20 protein-coding genes are annotated in these 20841 nt (G+C 50.2%); all 20 read left to right on the forward strand.

The features are described 5' to 3' along the window. Nucleotides 1-11: 11 nt before the first annotated feature. The 20 genes from uvrA (at nt 12) to ACQY6Y_RS06830 (ending at nt 20520) form a co-directional block, all read left to right on the forward strand. Nucleotides 12-2927, forward strand: coding sequence for an excinuclease ABC subunit UvrA (gene uvrA, locus ACQY6Y_RS06735; protein WP_428379542.1), 2916 nt, complete (start codon nt 12-14; stop codon nt 2925-2927). Between the two features lie 2 nt (nt 2928-2929). Further along, nucleotides 2930-3436, forward strand: a complete 507-nt coding sequence (gene ybaK / locus ACQY6Y_RS06740; RefSeq protein ID WP_428379543.1) for a Cys-tRNA(Pro) deacylase — start codon at nt 2930-2932, stop codon at nt 3434-3436. 4 nt (nt 3437-3440) lie between these two features. Next, the gene (gene murJ / locus ACQY6Y_RS06745) at nt 3441-5093 is read left to right on the forward strand and encodes a murein biosynthesis integral membrane protein MurJ (protein WP_428379544.1); all 1653 of its coding nucleotides are present in this window, start codon (nt 3441-3443) and stop codon (nt 5091-5093) included. Nucleotides 5094-5286: 193 nt separating this feature from the next. Continuing rightward, nucleotides 5287-6513, forward strand: coding sequence for an ABC transporter substrate-binding protein (locus tag ACQY6Y_RS06750; RefSeq protein WP_428379545.1), 1227 nt, complete (start codon nt 5287-5289; stop codon nt 6511-6513). An 83-nt stretch (nt 6514-6596) separates the two neighbouring features. Beyond that, the gene (locus tag ACQY6Y_RS06755) at nt 6597-7478 is read left to right on the forward strand and encodes a branched-chain amino acid ABC transporter permease (RefSeq protein ID WP_428379546.1); all 882 of its coding nucleotides are present in this window, start codon (nt 6597-6599) and stop codon (nt 7476-7478) included. 12 nt (nt 7479-7490) lie between these two features. After that, nucleotides 7491-8576 (forward strand): branched-chain amino acid ABC transporter permease, encoded by a 1086-nt coding sequence (locus ACQY6Y_RS06760; RefSeq protein WP_428379547.1) that lies wholly within the window; start codon nt 7491-7493, stop codon nt 8574-8576. Beyond that, on the forward strand, nt 8569-9465 hold the full coding sequence (locus tag ACQY6Y_RS06765) for an ABC transporter ATP-binding protein (RefSeq protein ID WP_428379548.1): 897 nt from the start codon (nt 8569-8571) through the stop codon (nt 9463-9465). The genes ACQY6Y_RS06760 and ACQY6Y_RS06765 overlap by 8 nt, the downstream gene beginning before the upstream one ends. Beyond that, complete coding sequence (locus ACQY6Y_RS06770) at nt 9462-10172, forward strand: ABC transporter ATP-binding protein (RefSeq protein WP_428379549.1); 711 nt, start codon at nt 9462-9464, stop codon at nt 10170-10172. The genes ACQY6Y_RS06765 and ACQY6Y_RS06770 overlap by 4 nt, the downstream gene beginning before the upstream one ends. 113 nt (nt 10173-10285) lie before the next feature. Next, complete coding sequence (gene hisG / locus ACQY6Y_RS06775; protein ID WP_428379550.1) at nt 10286-11953, forward strand: ATP phosphoribosyltransferase; 1668 nt, start codon at nt 10286-10288, stop codon at nt 11951-11953. Beyond that, nucleotides 11950-13356, forward strand: coding sequence for a histidinol dehydrogenase (gene hisD, locus ACQY6Y_RS06780; protein ID WP_428379551.1), 1407 nt, complete (start codon nt 11950-11952; stop codon nt 13354-13356). The genes hisG and hisD overlap by 4 nt, the downstream gene beginning before the upstream one ends. A 2-nt stretch (nt 13357-13358) precedes the next feature. Beyond that, nucleotides 13359-14462: a histidinol-phosphate transaminase gene (hisC, locus tag ACQY6Y_RS06785; protein ID WP_428379552.1), complete on the forward strand. Its 1104-nt coding sequence runs from the start codon at nt 13359-13361 to the stop codon at nt 14460-14462. Beyond that, nucleotides 14459-15049 carry an imidazoleglycerol-phosphate dehydratase HisB gene (hisB, locus tag ACQY6Y_RS06790; protein ID WP_428379553.1) on the forward strand — a complete coding sequence of 197 codons (591 nt, stop codon included), beginning with the start codon at nt 14459-14461 and terminating at the stop codon, nt 15047-15049. The genes hisC and hisB overlap by 4 nt, the downstream gene beginning before the upstream one ends. Beyond that, nucleotides 15046-15762, forward strand: a complete 717-nt coding sequence (hisH, locus tag ACQY6Y_RS06795; RefSeq protein WP_428379554.1) for an imidazole glycerol phosphate synthase subunit HisH — start codon at nt 15046-15048, stop codon at nt 15760-15762. Before hisB ends, hisH begins: the two co-directional genes overlap by 4 nt. 10 nt (nt 15763-15772) lie before the next feature. Continuing rightward, nucleotides 15773-16522: a HisA/HisF-related TIM barrel protein gene (locus tag ACQY6Y_RS06800; RefSeq protein WP_428379555.1), complete on the forward strand. Its 750-nt coding sequence runs from the start codon at nt 15773-15775 to the stop codon at nt 16520-16522. Between the two features lie 48 nt (nt 16523-16570). Continuing rightward, a complete protein-coding gene (locus ACQY6Y_RS06805) occupies nt 16571-16969 on the forward strand; it encodes a DUF3592 domain-containing protein (protein WP_428379556.1) in 399 nt (132 codons plus the stop codon). A 228-nt stretch (nt 16970-17197) separates the two neighbouring features. Next, nucleotides 17198-17620 carry a DUF1810 domain-containing protein gene (locus tag ACQY6Y_RS06810; protein WP_428379557.1) on the forward strand — a complete coding sequence of 141 codons (423 nt, stop codon included), beginning with the start codon at nt 17198-17200 and terminating at the stop codon, nt 17618-17620. Between the two features lie 50 nt (nt 17621-17670). Then, the gene (locus tag ACQY6Y_RS06815; RefSeq protein WP_428379558.1) at nt 17671-18048 is read left to right on the forward strand and encodes a hypothetical protein; all 378 of its coding nucleotides are present in this window, start codon (nt 17671-17673) and stop codon (nt 18046-18048) included. Continuing rightward, on the forward strand, nt 18049-18531 hold the full coding sequence (locus ACQY6Y_RS06820) for a type II toxin-antitoxin system VapC family toxin (protein WP_428379559.1): 483 nt from the start codon (nt 18049-18051) through the stop codon (nt 18529-18531). A 114-nt stretch (nt 18532-18645) separates the two neighbouring features. Continuing rightward, nucleotides 18646-20076, forward strand: coding sequence for an alanine/glycine:cation symporter family protein (locus ACQY6Y_RS06825; RefSeq protein ID WP_428379560.1), 1431 nt, complete (start codon nt 18646-18648; stop codon nt 20074-20076). Nucleotides 20077-20274: 198 nt separating this feature from the next. Further along, nucleotides 20275-20520 carry a hypothetical protein gene (locus tag ACQY6Y_RS06830; RefSeq protein WP_428379561.1) on the forward strand — a complete coding sequence of 82 codons (246 nt, stop codon included), beginning with the start codon at nt 20275-20277 and terminating at the stop codon, nt 20518-20520. Nucleotides 20521-20841: the final 321 nt, after the last annotated feature.

Consider the following 20841-nt stretch of genomic DNA (forward strand, 5'->3'; position numbering starts at 1 on the left):
AGATTTCACGTATGGCTTCAGAGGCGATTGTCATCCGCGGTGCTCGCGAGCACAACCTCCAAAATATTGACGTGGATATTCCTCGTGACAAGCTTGTTGTCATAACTGGCTTATCTGGTTCAGGAAAGTCGAGTCTGGCTTTCGATACTATCTATGCCGAAGGTCAACGGCGCTATGTGGAGTCACTTTCGAGCTATGCGCGCCAGTTTTTGGGGCAAATGGATAAGCCTGACCTCGACTCCATTGATGGTCTATCCCCAGCGGTATCCATCGACCAAAAGACAACTTCCAAAAATCCACGCTCAACGGTGGGTACTGTCACAGAAATTTATGACTACCTCCGCTTGCTCTATGCGCGTGTTGGTACGCCACACTGCCCAGAGTGCGGGCGCGTGATCGAGCGTCAAACAACTGATCAGATTGCTGATAAGGTTTTGGTTGCAGGCGAAGGTCGCCGTGCCTTTGTGCTTGCACCTGTGGTGGTTGGTCGTAAAGGCGAATATACCAAGCTCTTTGAGGATCTGCGTCGCGAAGGCTTTTCTCGTGTGCGTGTTGATGGGGAAGTGCGTGAGCTGGATGAGGCTATCACGCTTGATAAGAAATTCAAGCACACCATTGAGGTTGTGGTTGATCGTATCGTTATTCGCGAAGGATCGCTTGGCCGTATCGCTGAAGCTGTAGAGACTGCCACTCGTCTTGCTGCTGGCAAAGTCGGCTTTTATCTACTCCCTCCGCGCGATGCTCCCGAAGGTACTGAAGGCGAGTTGCTCCAGTACTCATTGGCACTCGCTTGTCCTGAGCATGGCCACTCTATCGATGATCTTCAGCCGCGTGACTTTTCATTTAACGCTCCTTATGGTGCCTGTCCCGACTGCGACGGTTTAGGAACACGTCGTGTTGTTGAAGCGGAATCCCTCATTGTTGATGAGGCGCTTTCGGTTTCTGGCGGTGTGTTTGGATCAATCTTTGGTCATTCCAATTACTATCCGCAGATCCTTTCGGCTGTCTGTCGTCATATGGGGGAGTCCGATGAGACGCCTTGGCATGACCTCAAACCGAAGACGCGCCGTGCGCTGCTCGATGGTTTGGGTTCCAAGAAGATTCGGGTGGATTATCACACGCGTGATGGCCGTGACACTCACTGGCTTACTACATTTCCTGGTGTTCGTTCCATTCTGTTCGACCGCTGGCAGGAGACGAATTCTGAATCTACAAAAGCACAGCTCGAGCGTTATATCCAGGAGGTTCCTTGCCCTACTTGCCATGGAGCTCGCTTAAAGCCTGAGTATTTGGCAGTAACTGTTGGCGGTAAGAATATCCAAGAGGTCTGCGATTTATCGTGTGCTCAGGCACTTGCATTCTTTAAGGAGTTAAAGCTTACCGATCGGCAGCAAACAATAGGCGGGGCCATTGTAAAAGAAATACGCGCGCGCCTGCAGTTTATGGTAAATGTTGGTCTCGATTACCTTACGCTTTCACGTGCTGCAGCAACTCTTTCTGGCGGTGAGGCGCAGCGTATTCGTTTGGCAACCCAAATCGGTGCTGGTCTCATGGGTGTGTTGTACATCCTTGATGAACCATCCATTGGTTTGCACCAGCGTGATAATGACCGTCTTATCGAGACGCTTTGTCGCCTGCGTGATCAGGGTAATACCGTCATTGTGGTTGAGCATGACGAAGACACTATTCGTGCTGCGGACTATGTTATTGATATGGGTCCGGGAGCTGGAGAGCTGGGTGGCAAGGTAGTATGCGCTGGCACTCCAGCACAAATTATGGCTTGTTCAGATTCTCTTACTGGACAGTATCTTACGGGCGAGCGAATGGTGCGTCTGCCCGAGAAGCGCCGCAACCCGCATCGTGGCGCTATTAAGGTGGTTGGTGCACGCGCAAACAATTTAAAGAATGTAACGGTAAAGGTGGAGCTTGGCACGTTTACGGTGGTAACAGGTGTATCTGGATCGGGAAAAAGCTCGCTGGTAACCGATACTATTGCTCCCGCGCTCACCAATGCTGTTCATCGTTCTAAACGCCTCGTTGGGCCCATGCGTCGTCTCGAAGGTCTTGAAAACGCAGAAGGCGAGCGAGTGATCGATAAGGTAATCGATATCGATCAGTCTCCCATTGGCCGTACGCCTCGTTCTAATCCGGCAACCTACATTGGGCTGTGGGATGATTTGCGTGCCCTCTTTGCTTCGACCCCCGAGAGCCGAGCTCGCGGTTATTCTCCGGGTCGTTTTTCGTTCAATGTCCCGGGTGGTCGTTGTGAGGCATGCAAGGGCGACGGTCAAATCAAGATTGAAATGAATTTCCTACCGGATGTGTATGTCCCTTGTGAGGCATGCGGTGGGCGTCGTTACAACCGAGAAACCCTTGAGGTCACTTATCACGGTAAGAATATTTCAGATGTGTTGGATATGACGGTAACCGAAGCGCTCGCTTTCTTTGCCAATATTCCACGTATCAAGCGCAAGCTTCAGACACTCTATGATGTTGGACTGGGATATATCCATCTCGGACAGCCCGCTACAACCCTTTCGGGTGGTGAGGCCCAGCGTGTAAAGCTGGCTAAAGAGCTTCATCGCCAGCAAACAGGTCGTACCTTCTACATACTTGATGAGCCTACAACTGGTCTTCATTTTGAGGATGTTCGTCAGTTAATTGATGTGCTCGAAAAGCTTGTTGACGCTGGCAATACCGTGCTGGTCATTGAGCATAATCTCGATGTGATTAAAATGGCAGATCGCATTATAGATATGGGTCCGGAAGGCGGAGATGGTGGCGGTAGTGTCATTTGCTATGGCACCCCAGAACAAGTTGCAGCCTGCCCCGAAAGTTATACCGGTCATTATTTAAAGGCGATTCTTGAGCGTGATCGTGCTCGTATGGCAGCAGCACAACCTTCAGAAGTGCGTGAGGCAGAATAGGTATGTCAAAAAAGGAACGCGTCCAAAAAACGAATGCTATGCGCGAATTGGAGCGCGGCGGCGTGGCTTTTGAGGTGCGCACGTATGACGTGGAGCACGAAGATTTATCGAGCGGCGTGGGTGTCCGCATTTCTTCGATATTAGGAGAAGATCCAAACGCAGCTTTTAAGACGCTTGTAACAAAGACTGCCACCGGTGGTTATGTGGTGTGTTGTATCCCCGTTGCTGCTGAGCTCGACCTCAAAAAGGCTGCTCGGGCTGCAGGGGAGAAGTCGCTCATCATGTTGCCATTACGCGAGTTGGAAGCAGTTACAGGGTATGTGCGTGGCGGATGCTCTCCGGTGGGCATGAAACGTCTTTTTCCTACCGTTATTGACGAGACAGCTCAGCTTTTTGATGAGATTAGTATTTCGGGTGGTCGACGCGGCATTTCGCTCGATCTAAACCCTGAGGCGCTCGCCCAGTTCTTGGGGGCGATATTTGCCGATATTGAGCGAGATGAAGGGTAGCAACATGAACGAGAAAAACCCTAACGTGCCTTCAAATTCATCAGATGAGATAACAACAGAAACGTCTACTCATGCAACAACCAATACGGTTGAAGGCGTTGGCCGTTCTGCGGCGATGATGAGTGCACTTGTTATATTGAGTCGTATTACAGGATTCTTCCGTACATGGGGTCAGGCGTTTGCGCTGGGCGTTACGGTTGTTTCCAGCTGCTATACCGTTGCCAATAACTTGCCCAATCAGCTTTACGAACTGGTTATGGGCGGCATGCTCATTACTGCGTTCTTGCCGGTGTATCTTTCTGTAAAGCATCGAGCGGGACGTGAGGGAGCTAATAAATACGCTTCAAATCTTGTGTCACTCGTTGTTATTATCATGGGAGTTGTGGCACTTGTCGGTTTTGTTTTTGCTGCTCAAGTGGTGTGGACGCAATCGTTTGGTGCTACCGATGAGTTTAACTCCGACCTTGCTACGTACTTCTTCCGTTTCTTCGTTATCGAAGTGGTGCTCTATGCGCTTTCGTCAATTCTTTCTGGCGTACTCAATGCGGAGCGCGATTATCTGTGGAGCAACGCCGCTCCTATCTTTAATAATTTTGTCTGCACGGCTTCGTTTTTTGGGTATGCAGCGCTTGTAAACAGTCATCCCGATCTGGCAATTCTTTGTCTGGCAATAGGCAATCCTTTGGGCGTGGCGGTACAAGTACTTATGCAGGTGCCGGCCTTGCGAAAGCACGGTATTCACATTCGTCCCTATGTGGACCTGTCTGATCCTGCTCTTCGGGAAACGCTTTCCATTGGTATTCCGTCTCTCATTGTTACCTTTGCCTCATTTGTGACGGTATCGGTACAGACATCGAGCGCTCTATCGGTTACCGCAGCTGGCTCTTCTGTGGCGTACTATGCCCGTCTTTGGTACACCTTGCCCTATGCAATTCTCGCTATTCCCATTACTACGGCGATGTTTACCGAGCTTTCTGAGTCGGTATCGGCGGGTGATATGGATGGGTATCGCAAAGGAGTTGCCATGGGAACAAGTCAGATCATGTTCTTCTTGGTGCCTTTTGCGCTCTATCTTATTGTTTTTGCTATCCCGCTTATAACGCTGCTTGCAGCAGGCGCCTTTTCTGCTGACGATATCGCTATGACAGCGCGTTATTTACAGGTCTTAGCGCTCTCGCTGCCATTCTATGGGGTGTGCACCTACCTCCAGAAGGTCTGCTCATCGTTGCGCCGTATGGGTGTTTTTGCGTGGGCGAGTGTTGTAGCGGGTGTCATTCAAGTTGCATTCTGCCTGTTTTTAACGCCAGTTTTTGGTCTTGATATGGTAGCGCTAAGCTCTCTGTTCTTCTTTATTGCAGTAGATGTTGTAACCTTCTGGAGCCTTCGACGCGATCTTGGTGGAATGGGATTATCCCACGTCTTATCTTCCTGTATACGATCCTGTGGTCTTGGATTAGTCGGAGCTTTTGTTGGCGGTGTCATTCTTTTCGCTTTGAATAGCCTTGCTCCAATTGGTGGCTCGCTCGCTCGTGCGTTTATGTATACGGTTGCAGGTGGCATACCAGCTCTTCTCGTGACCTTTGGGTTGGCGCTTGTGTTTAAGCTTCCAGAGTCAAGTATGATTCGGTCACTTTTGAGACGTATTCGCCGAAGCTAACAAAAGTTGTTCATCACGTTTCGACCTTGTTTCCCTTCTTCAATATTCCTGATTTTGCGCGGTCAAACACGCACAATAGGCTCAAAGCACCTGTAAAGATTCGTTTTATCGCGACATCTGCTGCAGGGATGCCGTGTATTCGAAGGACGGGTGTTTTGCGCCCACAGGAACCAGACATTGAAGGAGGAAGAAGATGGGCTTTAATAAAACGCTTTCTCGTAGGAACTTCGTCCAGCTACTTGGGGCTTCGGGCGCTATTGCCGCCGTTGGTCTTTCCGGTTGCGATTCCGCGAAATCCGGCTCAGGTTCAGCTTTTATGCTGGGTGGCATTGGACCCACCACTGGTGATGCTGCCATCTATGGCAAGGCTTGTCAGAACGCTGCACAAATTGCCGTTGATGAGATCAAGGAAGAGGGCGGCGACATTCAGTTTGAGCTCAACTTCCAGGATGATGCCAATGATGCTGAGAAGTCTGTAAATGCTTACAACAACCTCAAGGACTGGGGTATGCAGATTCTCGTAGGCACTACTACAACCACGCCTTGCGTTGCTGTTTCTGCTGAGACAAACGCTGACAATCTCTTCCAGCTCACGCCTTCCGCATCATCTACCGATGTTATCGGTGGCCAGCCCGATGCAGAGGGCAACATTTCTACGCCGCGCAAGGATAACGTTTTCCAGATGTGCTTTACCGATCCTAACCAGGGTGCCGCTTCTGCACAGTACATTTCTGAACAGAAGCTTGGTAACGCTATTGCCATTATCTACAACATGTCTGATACCTACTCCACCGGTATTTATCAGAGTTTCAAGGCTGAGGCAGCTAATCTGGGGCTGAACATCGTTTCTGAGACTTCGTTTACCAATGACAATGCTACAGACTTCTCGGTACAGCTCAATGCTGCTAAAAATGCCAATGCAGACCTTGTCTTCCTGCCGATTTACTACACCCCGATTTCACTTATCCTGACCCAGGCAAGCAACATGGGCTTCTCTCCCAACTGGTTCGGCGTAGACGGCATGGATGGCCTGCTTACGGTTGAGGGCTTTGACACCTCTCTTGCAGAGGGTGCAATGCTGCTGACACCATTTGTTGCCACTGCTACCGATGAGGCAACCACAAGCTTTGTTAGCAAGTATGAGGATAAGTACGGCGAGACCCCTAATCAGTTCGCTGCCGATACCTATGACTGCGTCTACGCCATTCGCGACGCACTTCAGAAGGCTGGCTGCACTCCTGATCAGGATGCTTCAACCATCTGTGATGCACTCATTGAGACATTCACCTCTTCTGACTTCTCCTACACCGGCCTTACAACTGCTGGTAAGGCTGCTACATGGTCTGATACAGGTGAGATTTCTAAGCAGCCGATGGGCATGGTCATTGAGAACGGTGTCTACATGCCGCTTGATTCCTAACGTATTATTGGCTGCAGTGATCTGATCAAAGTGGGGGCCATCTATTTGAGGTGGTCTCCGCTTTCCTCTTGAAAGGAGGGGACATGGAGATTCTTGCCAATCTTATTAACGGTATGAGCTTGGGAAGTGTGTATGCCATCATCGCACTCGGCTATACCATGGTTTATGGCATTGCGAAGATGCTGAACTTTGCCCATGGTGATGTCATCATGGTCGGTGCTTATATCTGCTTCTGCTCCGTAAGCTATCTTGGGCTGCCACCAATGCTTGGTGTGCTGCTGTCGGTGGTGGGATGCACACTGCTTGGCATCATTGTCGAACGACTTGCCTATAAGCCTCTGAGAAATGCTCCATCACTCAACGTTCTTATTACAGCTATTGGCGTAAGCTACTTTTTGCAGAATGCCGCTCTTCTGATAATGGGCTCTGATCCTAAGTCTTTTTCGTCAATTATTAGCCTGCCGGCAATCAATCTGTTTGATGGTAGTCTGACAATTAGTGCCACGGCTGTAATTACGATTCTTGCTTGCGTTGTCATTATGCTGGCACTGACAACATTTACCAACAAAACCAAGATGGGTAAGGCCATGCGTGCGTGCTCCGAGGATCGTGAAGCTGCGCAGCTGATGGGCATCAATGTTAATTCAACCATTTCGATGGTATTTGCTATCGGTTCTGGTCTTGCAGCTATTGCAGGCGTCCTCATGTGTTCGGCATATCCAACCCTTATGCCAACAACTGGTTCCATGCCTGGTATCAAAGCTTTTACGGCAGCTGTTTTTGGCGGCATTGGCTCTATTCCAGGAGCTGCTTTGGGCGGTATTTTGTTGGGCATCATCGAGATTTTTGCTCGCGCCTATATTGGTACGCAAGTGGCCGATGCAGTTGTTTTTGCGGTTCTAATTGTGATTTTGCTCATCAAACCTTCTGGCCTTCTGGGCAAAGTAGTTCACGAGAAGGTATAGGTGGTGAAGCAGATGAAAAAACAGCTTAAGTCGCAAACGCGGTCTACTATTGCTACATATGCCCTTGTCATTGGCGCGTTTATTCTCGTGACTGTTCTTGACAGCGTTGGCCTGATCTCCAACTCACTGCAGGGACAGCTCGTTCCAATTTGTGCTTACGTCTGCTTGGCAGTTTCACTGAACCTTGTCGTAGGTGTGTCCGGTGAGCTTTCGCTTGGCCATGCTGGCTTTATGAGCGTGGGTGCTTTTACTGGTGTTGTGGCCGCTGGTGTGCTTGCTCATTCTGGTGTGGAGTCTGAGCTGCTCATTTTTGTAATCGCAGCAATTATTGGTGCGGTTGCAGCGGGCCTTATCGGATTTATTATTGGCATTCCTGTCATGCGCCTTCGTGGCGACTACCTGGCAATTGTTACCCTTGCCTTTGGTGAGATTATCAAGAACATTCTCAATATTATTTACGTGGGTGTAGATGATGCTGGCCTGCATTTCTCTACCCAGGACACAGCATCGCTTGGTATGCAGCAAGGCACAATTCTTATCAATGGTCCCAAAGGTGCTGTAGGCATCGATAAGATCTCAACATTTGTGCTTGGCGTTATCTTGGTTCTTATTACGGTGGCTGTCGTACTTAATCTCATTCACAGCCGTAGTGGTCGTGCAATTATGGCAGTCCGTGATAATCGCATTGCTGCTGAGAGTGTTGGAATTAATACCACGAAATATCGCCTGATGGCCTTCACGGTAGCTTCTGCACTTGCTGGTGCGGCTGGCGTACTGTATGCCATGAACTACTCGACTATTGTTCCATCACAGTTTGGCTTTAATCAGTCGATCTTGATTCTCGTTTATGTCGTGCTCGGTGGCATGGGCAATGTTTGGGGCTCTATTATCTCGGCTGCTTTCTTGACAGTGCTTCCCGAGATTCTTCGTCCCATCAATCAGTACCGTATGCTCATTTATGCCGTTGTGCTGATTCTTGTCATGGTTGTTCCGCACTTTGCACCGTTCCAACGTCTGATTGAGAAGATCAAGAGTCGCTTCCGTGGTGGAAACAATGAAGTTGCTGCAGCTACGGAGGGAGGCGATGGCAATGAGTAAAAAAGAACAAGCTCAAGGAAAGTCCAAGATGGTGCCATTGCCGTCGCAAGGTATCGTTCCAGAGCGTGATGTGTATACAACCCCTGCTCTTGAATGCCGCCATTTAGGAATTGATTTCGGTGGTCTTCATGCGGTTGAAGACTTCAACATCACTGTGGGTAAAACCGAGATTGCAGGTCTTATTGGGCCTAACGGCGCAGGTAAAACAACCGTTTTTAATCTGCTTACGAAGGTTTATCAGCCCACACGAGGCACCATTCTTATTGATGGGCAGGACACTGCGGGCCTTAATCCTGTGAAGGTAAATCAGCTTGGCGTGGCCCGTACGTTCCAAAATATCCGTCTCTTCTCAACACTTTCTGTTGAGGATAATGTGCGTGCTGGTTTGCATAACCAGGTGAAATGCGGAGTTATTTCCGCCATTTTCCGCTTGCCACGCCATTGGAAATGTGAGCGCGAATCACATGAACGTGCTCTCGAATTGCTCGATGTTTTCGGTATGGCAGATTACGCCAACGATATAGCCGGATCCCTACCGTATGGTGCTCAGCGTCGTCTTGAGATCGTAAGAGCTTTAGCCACCAATCCAAAGCTTCTTCTTCTGGACGAGCCCGCAGCTGGCATGAACCCTTCAGAGACCGCTGAGCTTATGGAAAACATTCGCGCTATTCGCGATCGTTTCCAGATTGCTATTTTGCTCATTGAGCATGATATGGACCTCGTTATGAATATCTGCGAGGGTATCGCGGTGCTTAACTACGGCAAGATTATTGCCAAAGGTACCGCTGAGCAAATTCAATCGAACCCTGAGGTTATTGAGGCGTATCTCGGTGCTGGCGCTCAGACTGATAAAGCGCAGGATAAATCTGAGGGAGGCGAAAACGCATGAGCATGCTCCATGTAAAGAATCTCAACGTCTCCTATGGCGCAATACGTGCGGTTAAAGGTATTTCCTTTGACGTTGAAGAGGGTGAGATTGTCACGCTTATTGGCGCTAATGGCGCTGGTAAAACAACCACGCTTAATACCATTGCAGGTCTCTTACGTCCGCTTGCCTATAGTCAGATTTCATTTGAGGGAGAGAGCTTAATCGGCGTCCCCGCGCATGAGATTGTACGTCGCGGCATTGCGTTGTGCCCTGAGGGCAGACGCGTCTTTACCGAGATGAGTGTTCAAGACAACCTTGCTATGGGAGCGTTTACCCGTCCTGACGATGAGGCTGCTGAGACAATCGAGCGTGTATATGAGAGTTTTCCTCGTTTGCTAGAGCGTCGCAATCAAAGTGCTGGCACCTTGTCTGGTGGCGAGCAGCAAATGTTGGCTATGGGACGCGCGCTGATGTCTAAGCCACGGTTGCTCATGCTCGATGAGCCTTCTATGGGCTTGGCACCCATTCTGGTCCAAGAGATTTTTGACATTATCGATAAGCTCCATGCGCAAGGTACCACTATCTTGCTGATTGAGCAAAACGCTCAGATGGCGCTTTCCATTGCCGATCGTGCCTATGTACTTGAGACGGGAAATATTTCCATGTCTGGAGATGCAGATGAGCTCGCGCATGACCCGCGCGTTCGTGAGGCATACCTCGGCGGATAAAGTCTTTTATTCGTTGCTCTGGCGCGCCCCACTTTACTGTGCTAAAGTGGGGCGCGTTGCTTTAGATTATTTTCTGTCTTTTGGCAGTTGTTTTTGCATGGGAGGGGAAAGCTGTGAGAGCAGGTACACCTCGAGGTCTTCGCGACATTCTTGGAGATGAAGCACTTCTCCGCGAGCGTATTTCCATGACAGTTCGTAAGACATTTTCTGATCATGGCTATTTGCCAGTAGAAACACCACTGCTCGAAGACTGGGATGTTATGCATCGTGCGGGCAGGATTAAAGGATCGCCATTTCGCTTGTTCGATTCTGATGGTCAGCTGCTTATGCTTCGTCCTGACCTTACGATGCCCATTGCTCGTTTAGCTGCGACGCGTTTGGGCAACAGTGATGGTCCACTCAGATTACGGTATGAGGCCCCTGTCGTACGTGAGCAGGACTCCCTCAAAGGTCAACCTCGTCAATTTACGCAGATTGGTGTTGAGTTAATCGGTGGCGATGGTTGTGCTAGTGAGGTAGAAGTTGTTGCACTGCTCGCCGAGACGCTGGAAACTCTCGAAGTTGGCGCCTGGCGTATTGTATGCGGTTCGGTAGCTCCCATCTCTGCTGCACTGGAAGCATGTGCTCCTTCCGCTGAGTTTCGTGAGCAGGCCGAAGAATTTGTCCACGCATCAGATTTAGTGGGGCTCGATGAGCTTATCGCTGAAGCTGGACTTACCGGACCTTGTGCGCGCGCTCTTGGACGAATCCCTCGTGTGGGGGGTGGAGTAGAAGCCCTAGATGAGGTGGACGCATTACTTGCGGCCGTGGATGTGCCAGTGGAGAAACGCGGCGTTGACGAACTGCGCGCGCTCGCATCATCGCTTGTAGGCACGCCGGCAGAAGATAGAATCCTGTTCGACTTTTCTATCGTGAACTCATTCGATTACTACACGGGTCTGATCTTTAAGGCATATTGCGACGGTGTAGCTGCGTCATTGGCTTCCGGCGGTCGTTATGATTCGTTGCTCACAAACTTTGGTATGAGCAACACTGCTGCTTGCGGCTTCGCTTTATCGCTTGAGCGTCTGCAGGAGGTGTTGGGTTCGGCGGGTTCTTCTGGCATTGCGACCATTGGTGCGCGAGTGGGCGAGCGTCCACTTCGTATTGCTATTCCAAAAGGATCGTTGTTTGGCGATACGGTTTCTGTGCTTGAAGCTGCAGGACTTCCCACTGCAGAGCTCAAAGATGTGGGTAGAAAACTCACAGTTACCGCAGGTGATGTTGAATACATCATTGTAAGAGCTCAAGATGCACCGGCATTTGTTGGATTTGGTGGCGCCGATTGCGGTATTTGCGGTTTTGACTCGCTTGTAGAAGCCGAGTTAGATCTGCTGCAGCTTGTAGATTTAGGCTTTGGCGCCTGTCGATTTATTGTGGCAGAGCCGCGCTCAGCAGCAGGAGCCGCTGAGAAAGCCTATGCCTGGCGCGGTACGGTGCGCGTGGCAACAAAGTATCCGCGCATAACCCAAGCGTATTACGATCGCATTGGTCAGCAGGTAGATATTATCCAGTTGCATGGCAACATTGAGCTTGGTCCTCTTGTTGGAATGACAGATCGCATTGTAGATATCACGGCAACAGGCACAACGTTGCGTGAGAATGACCTTGTTATTGTTGATGATGTTATGAGCTGTACGGCACGTTTCTTTGCTGGTCCGGCGGCGTTTCGATGTGATAAACGCATCCGCGATCTGTCAAAGCGTTTGGCCGAGGTTGTAGAGGGGAGTAATGCCTCATGAGAAAGGTTGTACTTGAAGGAGGACGTTGTCTTACCAGGGATGATCTCAACCGTTCTGGAGCCTTACCAGCTGAGGTTATTGCTTCTGCCGAAGCTATTGTGAATGAAGTTCGTGCTCGTGGTGACGAAGCAGTGCGCGAATATTGCATGCGCTTTGACGGTGCCTGTCCAGCGAGTTTTCGGGTGCCAAACGAACTTGTTCAAGGAGCACTTGAGCTGGTTGATCCTTCATTTTTACAGGCGCTCACGCGTGCACGAGACCATATTCGCGATTTCCATGAGCGGGAACGCGAACAATCGTGGTTTACGACACGTTCTGATGGAACCTTGTTAGGTGTTCAGGTAACGCCTGTTGCTTCGGCTGCCGTGTATGTGCCCGGCGGACGTGCACAATATCCCTCCACGGTGCTCATGGATACTATTCCTGCCAAAGTTGCTGGTGTGAAACGCGTGGTTATGCTCACGCCTCCGCAACATGACGGCACGCTTTCTGCGTATACCTTAGCGGCGGCAGCGCTTGCTGGGGTTGACGAGGTCTATGCCGTAGGTGGTGCTCAGGCAATAGGTGCTGCTGCCTATGGAACCGAATCTATTCCAGCGGTCGATAAGATCGTTGGACCTGGCAATGCCTACGTGGCAGCTGCAAAGCGCTATGTCTCGGGCGACGTGGGCATCGACATGGTGGCAGGGCCTTCTGAGGTATGTGTGCTGGCCGACGCTACTGCAGATCCTGTGGTGGTTGCCGCTGATCTTATGGCACAGGCCGAGCACGATCCACTTGCAAGCTGTTATCTCGTAACGTGCGAGCCTGAACTTCCCGATAAGGTACTTGCTGCTGCAGAGCGGCTTCTTGCTCAGAGTCCACGCGAAGAGATTACGCGTGCAAGTTTGGACAATCGTGGCGTTATTGTAGTGGCAGATACGCTTGATGGTGCGGTTGATGCTGTTAATGTGGTTGCGCCAGAGCACCTTGAACTCCATTGCGCTGATGCCATGTCATTGGTTGGACGTATTCACAATGCCGGCGCCATCTTTGTTGGCGCGTGGAGCTCTGAGCCATTGGGCGACTATGTTGCAGGTCCTAACCACACGCTCCCTACCGGTGGAACAGCGCGGTTCTCAAATCCCTTGGGTGTGTATGACTTCCAGAAGCGTTCGAGCGTTATTCGATATACCCCGGAAGGATTGCTTTCAGATGCCGATTCAGTGCAAACAATAGCCCAATCCGAAGGCCTATGGGCGCACGCGTTGTCGGTAGGCTTACGTCGTCGCTTGGCTGAGCAGGACCGCGAACAATATGATGATGAAACCCTCGCATGCGAAGGTGCTTATCGCGTGGCATGGCCTCAAGATTTACCTGAAACCCCTGGCGTGACTTTGCCAGGTTTCGAGAAAAAGGCGTAAACATGGCAACAGATAACGAGGGATTATTTGATGCGGCTGATTATGTAAGACCTGCTTTGTCGGGGTTTGAGCCATATGATCCAGCATTCACACCGTGCAAAATCAATCTTTCTGCAAATGAGAACACCCATGTGATGCCGCCGGGTTTTGTCGAACAGCTCAGATGTGCTGCGACTTCAGTGTCACTTAATCGCTATCCCGACCCGATGGCAAACGAACTTCGCAATGAGCTGGCGCTGCGCCATGGTGTGTCTCGCGATATGATTTGTGTTGGTAACGGTGGCGATGAGCTGCTGTTTAATTTGCTGTTTGCCTTTGGTGGTGCTGGGCGAACACTCGTTACCTGCCCTCCCGATTTTGCTGAATATGCAAACTTTGCCACCATGTGTGATACCCCAGTGGTACGTATCCCACGTGATCCTGAGACATTTGCAATAGATGAAGATGCTTTGGTTAAGGCTGCATCTACAGCAGCACTCGTATTTCTTACCTCACCAAATAATCCTACGGGCAATCTTTTAGAGGCAGAGGTGCTCTCGCGTCTTCTCACAGAAACTAAAGCATTGGTGCTCGTCGACGAGGCCTATGTGGAGTTTGCTGCCTCTGATGCCAGTTTTGTAAGTTGGCTTGCAGAACATCCTCGTTTGATTATTCTGCGCACGCTTTCTAAGGCTTTCGGCCTTGCGGGCTTACGTGTGGGCTATGTTCTTGCCCATCCGTCGGTTATCAATCAGCTTGCCGCTATTCGTCAAATCTATTCTGTCGATGTAGTAGCGCAAGCTGTTGCGTTGGCTGCCGTGCAAAGTCGAAAGCTGCTTAAGCCGGTAGTGGCTGACATTGTGGCTGAACGAGATCGTTTAGCAAACGAGCTTGGCGAGATTTCTGGTATACGTATTTGGCCAAGTGAAGCAAACTTTGTTCTTGTCCGTCTTCCAGATGCTGCTCGTGTGCGTACCCGTTTGCGCGATGAGTTTTCCATTTTGGTACGAGATTTCTCTTCAACCCCTGGCTTGGAGGGATGTTTGCGTATAACAGTAGGTACGCCTGAGGAAAACAACCACGTTATACATGCCTTGCGCGATCTTTCAAAGGAGTGGTCGGTATGAGTAGAACGGCTCAGATTTCTCGTGTAACCGGTGAAACAAATATCGACGTCACACTTGAGCTTGATGGCTCAGGCACCGTACAAACAAATACGGGTATCCCGTTTTTTAACCATATGCTTTCTGCATTTGGTCGCCATGGTCTGTTTGATGTCTCTATACATGCCGTAGGCGATATAGACGTTGACTTTCATCATACCGTGGAAGATACCGGCATTGTGTTAGGCCAGGCATTCCGCGAGGCCTTAGGTGATAAGAGCGGTATTACACGCTTTGCTCACGCATGTATTCCCATGGATGAAACGCTTGTACTTGCTGCCGTGGATATTTCTGGTCGTGGCGAGCTGTATTGGGATGTACCTATTGGTCCAGATAAAGTCGGCGATTTTGACTGTGAGCTTGGCCATGAGTTTTTTGCTGGCTTCGCTCGCGATGCTGGCGTAACGCTCCATATTCGTAAGATCTGTGGCGAAAATGCTCATCATATCCTTGAAGCAGCTTTCAAGGCTGCAGGTCGTGCAATGCGTCTCGCCTGCGAGTTTGATGAGCGGGTTGTTGGAGTGCCTTCCACTAAAGGGAGCTTGTCATGAGCATTGATGTGATCATGCCGGATACTTCGATGGGGCCTGAGGCAGTTATCTCTGCTCCAGATGTAACAGCCCCGACAATAGCTGTGGTGGATTATCACAAGGGTAACCTTCGCTCGGTTGAACGTGGGCTTGCCGATGCGGGAGCCAAACCGTTTGTCACAGACGATCCTGAGGCTATTGCTTCTGCTCAGGCGCTCGTGCTTCCAGGTGTGGGTAGCTTTGGCGATGCCATGACGTATCTCAATGAGAGCGGTCAGGCGCAGGCCATTCATGCGGCCCTGGATCATGGTGCTGCGTTTTTGGGAATATGTTTGGGTCTTCAGCTGTTATTTGAGCGGGGAAATGAGACCGATGATGGCTCGTGGGCAGAAGGCTTGGGCGTTTTGCCAGGGTCGGCTACTCGTTTGGAGTCAACCCGTTTGAAAGTGCCTCATGTAGGCTGGGATCAACTTGATCTGACACCTCTCGGACAAACGTGCCCCTTGTTTGAAGGGGTTGCTCAAAGCGCTAACGTGTACTTCACACATTCTTTTGCTCTTGCCGATGATGTCCCAACTTCAGTTATTACGGCTTATACGCACTATACGAGGAGCTTTGCTTCGGCTGTGTGGGATGGTACCAAGGTATTTGGTGTGCAGTTCCATCCTGAGAAAAGCTCTGGTACCGGGCTGCACATTCTCCGGAATTTTGTTCGCATAGCTGCAGGTGTATAGGAGGCCTTGCGTGATTCTCTTCCCGGCGATTGATCTAGTTGGCGGTCAGGTTGTGCGCCTTGCCAAGGGCGACCGTGCTCATATGGATGTGTATTCCAACGATCCGGCGGCTGTTGCCGAAGCATTTCGCGATGCAGGTGCAACCTGGATTCATGTGGTTGACCTGTCGGCCACGCTTGAGGAAGACGAGACGGCACGTGCGGCAAACAGTGCTGCCATCCAGGCTATCTGTGCTGTTCCAGGGATTTCCGTTGATGCTGGCGGCGGCGTGCGCTCCATGGAGGCGATTGAACGCTTGGTTTCCCTGGGTGTCAAACGTATTGCCATTGGCACAGCACTTGTCCGCGATCCCGCCTTTGCTGAGGCTGCAGCCCGTGAATTTGGTGAGCTTGTAGTGGCCGATGTGGCAGCCCGTGGGGGAGAAGTACGGGTCAACGGTTGGCGAGAAGGAGCCGCGTTGTCGGCAGACGAGTTAGTTAAACGACTTGCCTCGTTGGGATTTCGCCATTTGGTCTTTACCGATGTGGCGCGCGATGGCATGCGATGCGGTATCGATACGGAAACCTACCAGCATATTGCTCAGGTGGCAGGTTTTCCGGTGGTGGCATCTGGTGGCATTGCGAGCTTGGAAGATATTCGTGCGCTTGCGGCGTTGGGGCCAGAGGTTATCGAGGGTGCAATTTGCGGGCGAGCGCTTTATGAGGGCGAGTTTACGCTGGAAGATGCTTTGAAAGCTGCACAAAGTAGTTACTATCGATAGAGGACTTCTTATACAAGGTGTCTCTGTTGACTATGCTGGAGAATTTTCATGAGTGACGGCGCAATGATTCTTATCATCTTTGCTTTGATTGCGCTTCTGGGTGGCGGCACTACAGCACTAGTACTTCTGCTGGTGAATAGTTCCCGTAAGCGTAAGCTGCGTGAATATACCAGTATGACTACAGGAACTATTGTGCGCAGGCGCAATGGTGGTTTGGAGCACCCCACCGTCGTATGGGTACGCTATGAGGTTGATGGCGTGGCGTATGAGTGCCATGAAAGTGTACGGCTTGCCAGCAAGGCTATAAAGCTCGGTCCTGTACCAATTGGGCAAGAAAAAGTTGAGAAAATTCCCTCTGAGGTGGGCTATACCGTGCGTGTAGCGTATTTGCCGACGGATCCCTCCAAGGCTATTCTTGCGGATAACCAGGGCATTATGAATGTGTAGGGGCGAGCTTCAATTCAGTTTGAAATAAACCTAGTGGGTTCGTAAGCTAAGCTCAGATAACTCATGCCTCGATGCTGATGTCATCCTCGCGCTTACTGTCCCAGATGGTGACTACGATTTCCTAAACATCTTTCTAAGGAGGCTGTATCCTGCGCAACCTCTTTTATCATCAGTGGCGGTAAAAGACACAAGGGAAGTTCAGACTAAAGATAAATATAGGTGCTGTAGATGGATGTTGATCGTTTTTTAGAAGCACAATCAGGTGGCGTGTATGAGCAGGCGCTGACTGAGTTGCGGGCAGGTCGGAAGCAATCGCATTGGATTTGGTTTATTTTTCCGCAGGTAAAAGGTCTTGGTCACAGCCATATGGCAAATTATTACGGCATTTCCAGTCACATGGAGCTTGAGGCGTATATCGCTAACCATACGCTTATGGACCGCCTTATTACCTGTGCACAGGCGCTGTTGGATACGGGATATACGGACCCTGTACGAGTACTTGGACCCATTGATGCACTTAAGGTGCGTTCTTCCATGACACTGTTTGAAACGGGTAGTTCATATCCGGTTTTCGCCCAAGTGCTCGATCGCTTCTATGGTGGAGAACGCGATCAGCTCACACTCGATATCGTGGCAGGCTGGCGACAATAAGGTGTGCTCTAGTTGCTATACTGCTATACATCCATAAAGAGGTGATCAGCATGGCTATAACGACTACGTCATCTGAGGCTCGGCAGATACAGATGAATACTCGCATTGACGCTCGACTCAAAGAAGCTGGCGATGCTGTGCTTACGCGCCTTGGCTATACGCCATCGGCGGCAGTACGTGGGTTCTGGCGGTTCGTTGTAGAGCACCAAGACGATGTTGCAGCTATCTGTGAGGTTATTGCACCCGACGCAGAGTCCATACTCTCCGATGCCGTAGACCGGAGACTTTCTGCTACAGCCGAACTACGCGACCTTTACACACAGACAGCTAACGAGCTGAGAATTGCCGAGGCAACATCCGCAGATCTACCGTCCTGGGATAATCTGCGCGAAGCTTGGTACGACGAGCGTCTGGATAGGGAGGCGTAGATGTCACAACCCCTGCGCGTCCTTCTTGACACCAATGTCTGGCTTGATGCTTTCGATGGTGCTCGTCCACGCTCGCGCGAGGCAAACGAGCTTATTGACGTCTGTGAACGAGCGAGAATTGACCTGCTCTATGCAGCGGTCTCCGCGAAGGATGTGTTCTATCTTGTAGGAGCCTCGCTCAAACGGCAGGCTCGGGCGACGAGTGAGCGACTTTCAGAAAGTCAGGCACGTGCGGTTTCTTCATATGCAGCCGCCTGCATTACGAACATGACCGAAGTGGCAACCGCAGTCGGCATGGATGTTTCCGACATCTGGCTTGCGCGGAAATACCAACGCATACACACAGACTTTGAAGATTGCCTGGTGCTGGCGGCGGCACAGCGCGCCCGGGTTGACTACCTTGTAACCAGCGACGAGAGTCTCCTTCGCCATGCGCCCGTGGCGGCGCTTTCGGTAGCAGACTTCCTTGCGCTGGTGGGGTAGTAGCTGGTCTCTAACGTGCATTTTCTTGCCACTCCGTCACAAGCTGGAAACATGATGTCTATACACTGAACCTTCGTCTCTTATTACCCATGTGCCACCATCAAGGGGTCATTCATGTTTGACATCTTCATGTCTGCACTTTCCACGTTGAATAACAATGTGCTGTGGGGCATCCCCATGGTTGTGCTCATGATTGGTACAGGCATATTTTTGTTTTTTGTCATCAAAGGTGTTGTATTTACGCGTTTCAATATTGTGATGCGCTATACCACCAAGACGCTTTTTCATCGTTCGGATAAGTCTGAGTTGGAACATGGTTCGATTTCGCCGTTTCAGGCAGTATGCACAGCGCTTGCAGGAACGCTCGGCACCGGCAACATCGTTGGAGTGGCACTCGCTGTTGCTACTGGCGGTCCTGGATCTCTTTTTTGGCTGTGGTTGAGTGCGCTTGCGGGTATGGTTATCAAGTACTGCGAAGTTACACTGGCGGTGGCCTATCGTACCCGCAATGATCGCGGAGAGATCGTAGGTGGCCCCATGTATTACATCTCGCGTGGTTTAGGCGCAACGTGGCTTGCCATATTGTTTGCAATTTTTGGCTTTCTGGCATCATTTGGTATCGGAGCGAGTGTACAGGCCAATTCACTTGCTGGCAGCGTAAATGCAACTTTTGGTATTCCGCTTCCCGTTATTGGCGTTGTGGTAGCTGTGTTTGCTGGACTGGTGCTTATCGGTGGCATTAAGCGTATCTCTCACTTTACTGAGGTACTCATACCCTTTGCAGCTATTTTCTACCTTGTTGGTGCTTTAGTAGTGCTCGTTATCAACGCTGCAGAAATCCCAACCGCTATCGCTCTGATTTTCCAGGATGCTTTTACAGGTACCGCTGCTATAGGTGGTTTTACAGGCGCTACGGTTATGTATGCATGCCGTATTGGTATGTCGCGTGGTGTATTTACTCATGAAGCGGGTATGGGTTCAGCACCTATTGCACATGCTTCTGCTGACACCGACCATCCCGCCCGTCAGGGCCTATGGGGAACCTTTGAGGTGTTCTTCGATAGCATCGTTATGTGCACCATAACGGGTCTTGTTATTCTTACTTCTGGTCTTTGGTGTGCCGATCCCATGATGTCTGAAGGCGCTATGAGCTCAATGGCTTTTGGACAGAGCATTCCTGGTGGTCAATATATTGTGACTGTTGGACTTATATTCTTTGCATTCGCAACCCTTATTGCGTGGTACTACTATGGTGAGAAGTGCGTCGAGTATCTCTTCCGCACGCATCGCGGTGGTCGCGTGGTAATTCGTATCTATCAGGTAGCCTATGTTGCCATGGTGTTTGCGGGATGTGTGGCCAATCTCGATGTGGTATGGGAATTTGCCGATTGCTTTAACGGACTTATGGCCATCCCTAATCTTATTGCTCTTATTGCACTCGCTCCTGCAATTCGCCGTCTCTCACAGGATTTTTTCCGAGATCCTGATCGTAAGCGTCCTCGTGATACGGACTACAGCAGCTTGTTGATATTTCATGATAAGTAGCAGGCATGAGGGAATAATTCGTGCTCTCTTTCGCGGCGATCTTTCTGATGAGACTGACGCTGACTTTATACAGGAGATATTCCGAACATAGACTATTCACTGAACCCTTTTAGTGAATACGGAAACCCTATTGAAATTAGTAAATACGGTTTTGATAATTTCCGGAATCACCGAGGAGAATGGCGAGACGTTTTTGCAATGGATAAGCTCAGTCAGTCGGGCTTCAAAGTTGCAACAAGGCAGAAAAGTGCACCAGACGGTTATTCAAACATTGACGTCACGATTGACGGTGAGTTGTGGGAGATAAAGAGCCCCCAAGATACGAAAGAATCAAACCCGGAAAGCCTGCGATTTGTTGAGGGAAACCTTAGAAAGGCTGTCGAACAGTTCCGCAGCCAATATGACAATAAGTCAGGGAAAACTAAATTACAACGGGCCTGCTAGAGTCGTCTTTAATTCATATTACAAATCTCTATCAGACGAAAAAATAGAAGCAGAATTATCAAATTGTGTTACTAAAGGCGTTGTCGATGAGGTTTTGTTCGTTAGAAAAGATAGGCCCATAAGAAGATTCAAAAAATAAGAGAAAGCCCAGTCCCTGTGCAGGGCCAGAGCTTCCTCTGATAATGCTTTTTATACTACATTCCATGATAGTTTAACTTCAAAATATCTAATTCCGGTTCCAAGAGTCGAGATTCGAAGCCTTGGCGAGAGTACAACAATAAACATATCCCGTGGGAGGAAGGGTTTGCCGTCCCGAAAACG

Source organism: Olsenella sp. Marseille-QA0557, from assembly GCF_965119725.1.
GTDB lineage: Bacteria > Actinomycetota > Coriobacteriia > Coriobacteriales > Atopobiaceae > Coprovicinus > Coprovicinus avistercoris.